Annotated in this window: 5 protein-coding genes and 1 pseudogene; 4 read left to right on the top strand and 2 right to left on the bottom strand. The window is 61.2% G+C overall.

The annotated features are described in order from the left end of the window. The first annotated feature begins 434 nt into the window (after positions 1 to 434). The 4 genes from CXY71_RS00545 (at position 435) to CXY71_RS00525 (ending at position 3194) form a co-directional block, all read left to right on the top strand. Entirely contained in the window at positions 435 to 1316 is an 882-nt protein-coding gene (locus CXY71_RS00545) for a ParA family protein (protein ID WP_104133794.1), read from the top strand. 664 nt (positions 1317 to 1980) lie between these two features. Then, positions 1981 to 2235 carry a glutaredoxin-like protein NrdH gene (nrdH, locus tag CXY71_RS00535; protein WP_104133792.1) on the top strand — a complete coding sequence of 85 codons (255 nt, stop codon included), beginning with the start codon at positions 1981 to 1983 and terminating at the stop codon, positions 2233 to 2235. A gap of 134 nt (positions 2236 to 2369) precedes the next feature. Further along, positions 2370 to 2807: a hypothetical protein gene (locus CXY71_RS00530; RefSeq protein WP_146072690.1), complete on the top strand. Its 438-nt coding sequence runs from the start codon at positions 2370 to 2372 to the stop codon at positions 2805 to 2807. Continuing rightward, positions 2808 to 3194: a hypothetical protein gene (locus CXY71_RS00525; RefSeq protein ID WP_104133790.1), complete on the top strand. Its 387-nt coding sequence runs from the start codon at positions 2808 to 2810 to the stop codon at positions 3192 to 3194. It abuts the gene before it with no gap. Between the two features lie 481 nt (positions 3195 to 3675). Here CXY71_RS00525 and CXY71_RS00520 read toward each other — a convergent pair whose 3' ends face one another. After that, a complete protein-coding gene (locus CXY71_RS00520; RefSeq protein WP_104133789.1) occupies positions 3676 to 4710 on the bottom strand; it encodes a glycine betaine ABC transporter substrate-binding protein in 1035 nt (344 codons plus the stop codon). Further along, positions 4711 to 4942: pseudogene (locus CXY71_RS00515) on the bottom strand (ABC transporter permease); the annotation flags it as partial. It lies immediately after the preceding gene.

The following is a 4942-nucleotide window of genomic DNA, read 5'->3' as shown; positions in this document are numbered from 1 at the left end:
TCGTCAGCATGCTCCTCAACCTCTAGCCACCACGGCCGGCTGGCCCCGACAGGCCAGCCGGTGAGGGGGCCAGCCCCCTCACGCTCCCCCACCGGGAAACCCGGCACGGAGGCCGGACCCGATGAGCTGGCTAGGCCAGCCATATTGATATGAGGTCGTTCCTGCGCTTGGCGCTGATCGCAGTTCGCTTCAGGCCTATCTTGGCCCTGGGGCTGGATGGAAAACCCGTGAGGTGTCCCCTCACGTTCCTATGCGGAAGAACACAATATTTGCAATACAAACAAGTATTGTATTTATTGGGAAACAATAAATTATTGTTTTGCTGGCGTGTCGATCAAAACAATATTCGCAAACAACGCAATAGTTGAAAGACAATCAACCTAATAAACACAAACAAGTATTGTGTTTATTGACTTTCGTGAGAGGTAAGAGCCGTGGCGCACACAGCAGTCATATCGAACAACAAAGGTGGCGTGTCAAAAACGGAGCTGACCGTACAGCTTGCCGCCGCGCTCGCTCGAGCTGGCCAGCGGATTCTCGTCGTAGACATGGACCCACAGGCGAACGCCACACGTCGACTTGGCGTCGAATGGGACGCAAACGAACCCATCCCCACCATGTCCGAGGTTATAAAGGCCGACCAGTCCGGATCGGGGGAGGGGGCTGTCGTCGCCTGCGGATGGACCAGCCCCGATGGGACCCCAACAGCAGAGGCGGAAAACATTGATGTACTGCCGGCACGGTTTGACCTCATAAATCGAGAAACTGAAGCCGGCGTCATCGGAGCCGTGAGACGGCTCCAAAAAGCACTCGACGGATGGACCGACGACTACGACATTATCCTTATCGACACGCGGCCAGACCTCGGTCACCTGGTGCAGATGTCGATGGCGGCCGCCGACACCATCATCATCCCGACCGACCCCAACTACGACTCCGTCGAAGCAGCCATCCGCGTGAACGACTTCGTGACTCGTCATGCGATCGACATAGCCAACCCGACCCTCACGGTCGGAGGCATCGTCGTAACGCGACGAAAAGCCACCATCGAACACGACTACCAAATCGAGGGACTACGCGATCAGTTCGGAGACCTCGTGTGGAACTTAGGTGGCCTCGTGAAAATGTCAGACGGTTCAGAACTGCTCAACCCTCCGTATATCCCCGAATGGTCACGCTTCGCAGAAGCCGACGCGGCGGCCGTTTCGCTGTCCGACTGGAGTGACCGAAACGGACGTAAAACCGTCGCTCTCTATGACGCCGTCGCGCGAACCTATCTAGCCCGTTTCCTCGGCACTAAGGGGATGGCAGCATGACCGTCCCCACTCGACGACGGCCAGGAAGCGCAAGCCCAATCAGGCTGGTGCCCGAGGTCGAGGAAGTCCGCACGCCAGCCGCCACGGAGCCTCCGCCGGCCGTTCTATCGCCGACTCCCACATCCAGTGAGTCACCGGCCGACGCCGTCGAGAGTGACGAGAAAAAAGCAGTCACGTTTGGGCTCCGCACGTCCCTTAAGAAGCGCGCCGAAACGGCAGTGCTCCGAACTGCCGGCTACGAAGGCGGCTACACATCAATGGCAGCCCTCGTTGACGGTGCACTGGAACGTGAACTTGCACGTCTCGCCGTTGAATTCAACGGCGGTGAGCCTTTCCCCCGAAATATCGGTGGATTCCGTCAAGGTAGACCCCTGGGAAGCTAACGGCAGAACGGGGAAGGCGCAACCATGCACCACACACCACTGCGGGAGCCGTCACGGAGGCCGGATCCTGAACGAGCCGCTGCGCGGCGCTGTAGGGGCTTTTCGTTTTTACCTGTCTGGCTGGTCATCGTAGCTTCCTTGCGTGCCTGCGTTCTGGGCTTTCGCGGCATATCCTCGCTGCGTTGCGGTATTCCACGACCCGGTACTGCGGCACTTCCGGTCGCTATCGATTTCTCTTGCCAGCCTGGCAAAAAAATTGTTGGTGGAGAGGGAGCGCGATCATGAGTGAACTGGTGACGGTGTACAGCAAGCCGGCGTGTGTCCAATGCACGATGACCTACCGAGCACTCGACAAAGCAGGTGTGACCTACACAGTTGTCGATGTGACCGAGAATGCAGCAGCTCTCGAGTACGTCTCTGAGGATCTGGGCTACAGTTCGGCGCCGATCGTGGTCGTCGACGAGCACAATCACTGGGCCGGGTTCCGGCCTGACCGCATCATTGCTTTGGCACAGGGTAGAGCCCTCGAGGGGTAGACCGTCACAAGCCCGGCGCAGGATCCTGCGCCGCACAGTCAACGCCCTTGGCCGTCCTCTCTCCCGGCCAGGGGCGTTTCTCAATCGTCGGCGCGCCCAGCTAATCAGATGTTTATCTGATGTATTGTGTGGTTATGAGTACCGCGACGTTCACCGACCTTCTGCGAAAGCCCAAGGAGGTCCTGGCTCACATTGACGAGGGCCAGGTCCGGATTACGCGCCGTGATGGTGACGATCTCGTGATCCTTCGCGGTCACGATCTCGACGTCCTCGAGAAGGGTGTTGCGCTGTCGAGCCGTCTGATCCGCGCGATCGGCCGGAATACGGGCGACGTCGCGGCTGCGCTGCGTGATCTTTTTGCTTGGACGGGGGAGTTCACTCCGGGGGAGCTGTGCGCGTACGCTGCCGAGATTGAGCAGCTTGTCTATGCCGCCAGTGAGCTGGGTACGTTTGAGCGGTTGTTGCGTGCGCAGCAGGAGTGGAAGGAAACGGCCGTGGCTTATGCGATGGGTATGAGACCTGTTGAGCCCCTCGAGCTGCCGGCCGCCCCTGCCCGCGTTAGTCGTCCGTAGATGGCGGGGAAGCGTGGCGTTTCGGTTCCGCGACCGATTAAGGGCACTGAGTACGAGATCTTCTTCGGCAATACCGCAGCCGAACGTGGGTGGACTGATCTGAAGGCGTCCGCGAAGAATGCCCTCGCCGATGCCCACGACTATCTCACCGCGCATCCTGGGCAGTACGACCCGGATCGCTGCTACCAACTCCGAGGAGACCTTTCGACAGTCTTGGTCGACGGGGTGGCCCTGCCGCAGTGGCAGTATAAAGTCACGGACGGTGCTCGCCTCTGGTATGCCGTTGACGAGCCCAATGCGAAGGCAAAGAAACCGGGACGCGTGGTCATCACGAAAGCCGCGACCGGCCATCCCAACGAGACGGATTCGAAGAAGAACTTCCGTTAGCCGGCCCGCGGACGCCACCACTGGCGACGTCGCAGACGAGCAGGCCCGCGCTCAGTAAGGCTCCCGCCGAGGTGCGGGGGAGTGGGCTGGCGGTTTACTTCTGGTTGGGGCGTGTTGCCTGTGTTTCGGCGCGGTCGGCGCGGGTGCGCTGTTCGCGTTCACTCGTGCGTGACTGGTCCAGGTCGGCCCGCAGCTGGGTGAGTGTGTCGTCGCGGTTCTCGTGTACCGCGTGTGCTGCCCCGTCGGAGCACGCACGCGGGTCGTTTCGGTTGGATGGCGTGACTCACGCCACGAGCCTGTTCGTCGTATCATCATCGCTGTTGGCCTACGTATCACCGCGTCGGGTCGGCACTTCGGGGACATCGAAGCTGGCCGCACTGGGTTTGATGATGAGCTGCTCGAGCGCCTGCCCGCCTGGCCCGCCTCTGTGATGTTGGTCCGGACGATCGTGCTGTTTGCGGCATCCGTCGCCTGTGTCTGGTTAGCTGGTTGGGTCGGTGATGAAACCCTCCTTGATCATCCAGGCGTAGGCCACGTTGGCGGGTTCGGCGCCGTCGACGTCAACTTGACGGTTCATGTCGCGTAGAACTTCGTCGGTGAGTCGGGGTGATATTTTGGCGAAGATCTTTTCCAGGCCGGGGTGGGCCTCGATTGTTTCGGTGTAGAAGATCGGGGCCACGTTGTATGCCGGGAAGAATGCGAGGTCGTCGGTCAGGACGGTGAGGTCGAGCGCGTCGATGCGGCCGTCAGTCGTAAAGACTTCACCGAAGTTGCAGGCGCCGTTGTCGGTTGCGCTGTAGATGGCGCCGGTGTCGTAGATGCCGATGTTGTTGTTGGGCACGCCGTTGGCGGTGCCACGTTCTAGTCCGTAGTGGGTGAGCATGGGGTTCATGCCGTCTGGCCGGGAGTTGAATTCGGAGTCGACGCAGAAGGTGCGATCTGCGATCGGTAACGCGGCAAGTTCGGACAGGGCTGTGATGTTGCCGAGGTCGGCGACTGCCTCACTGCGCACGGCGAGGGCGTAGGTGTTGTTCATTGGTGCTGGCGCGCCCCAGGTGACACCGTTTTTGATGTCGAGGTCGTATACGGCTTGCCACATTTCGTTCTGGTCGGTGATGGCCTCAGTCTGGCCGAGGTAGGTTAGCCATGCGGTTCCGGTGTATTCCCAGAGTATGTCGGCCTGGCCAGAGAGAAGCAGTTCGCGGGTCGGCTGGCTGCCGGGCACGTTACTGAGGTCTGTGACGTCGAATCCGGCGGCGGTCCCGGCGAGGACGGCGATTTTGCCGAGCAGTAGGTGCTCGGTGAAGCTCCTGGACGTGACTGTGAGGTTTACGCCGTCGGCGCCGTCGAGCGGGGTGATCGACCCGGGTCCGACCGCGGGAATGTAGGAGGTCGCCGGCTGCAGTCCGCAGCCGGTCAAGGCGACGGCGGACAGGGCGAGGATACCCGTGGCGAGGCCCCAGCGACCGAGGGGCCCGCGGGCGCGAGGACGAGTGCGTGAAGAAGTGCGGTACATCTAGAGTCCCTTCGGGCGGGCGACGTGTTCGACCACACGGCCGATCCAGTCGATGAGGAGGGCGAGTAGCGCAACGAGCAGGGCCCCGGTGACGAGCACGGGGGTGAGGCTGAGATTGACGCCCGTGGTGATGAGGATGCCCAGTCCGCCGCCGTTGACGAATGTGGCCAGGGCTGCGGTGCCGACTAGCAGAACGAGGGCGGTACGCACACCTGACAGCATGACTGGCACG

The sequence above is a fragment of the Cryobacterium sp. Y62 genome (assembly GCF_002929785.1).
Taxonomy (GTDB): Bacteria; Actinomycetota; Actinomycetes; order Actinomycetales; family Microbacteriaceae; genus Cryobacterium.
Note: the sequence above shows the minus strand (reverse complement) of the source record. Positions and strands in the feature narration are given on the sequence as shown.

Coding starts and splice junctions, on each gene's coding strand:
- nrdH (WP_104133792.1), top strand. CDS start 1,981: ATGAGTGAACTGGTGACGGTGTACAGCAAGCCGGCGTGTGTCCAATGC.
- CXY71_RS00530 (WP_146072690.1), top strand. CDS start 2,370: ATGAGTACCGCGACGTTCACCGACCTTCTGCGAAAGCCCAAGGAGGTC.
- CXY71_RS00525 (WP_104133790.1), top strand. CDS start 2,808: ATGGCGGGGAAGCGTGGCGTTTCGGTTCCGCGACCGATTAAGGGCACT.
- CXY71_RS00520 (WP_104133789.1), bottom strand. CDS start 4,710: ATGTACCGCACTTCTTCACGCACTCGTCCTCGCGCCCGCGGGCCCCTC.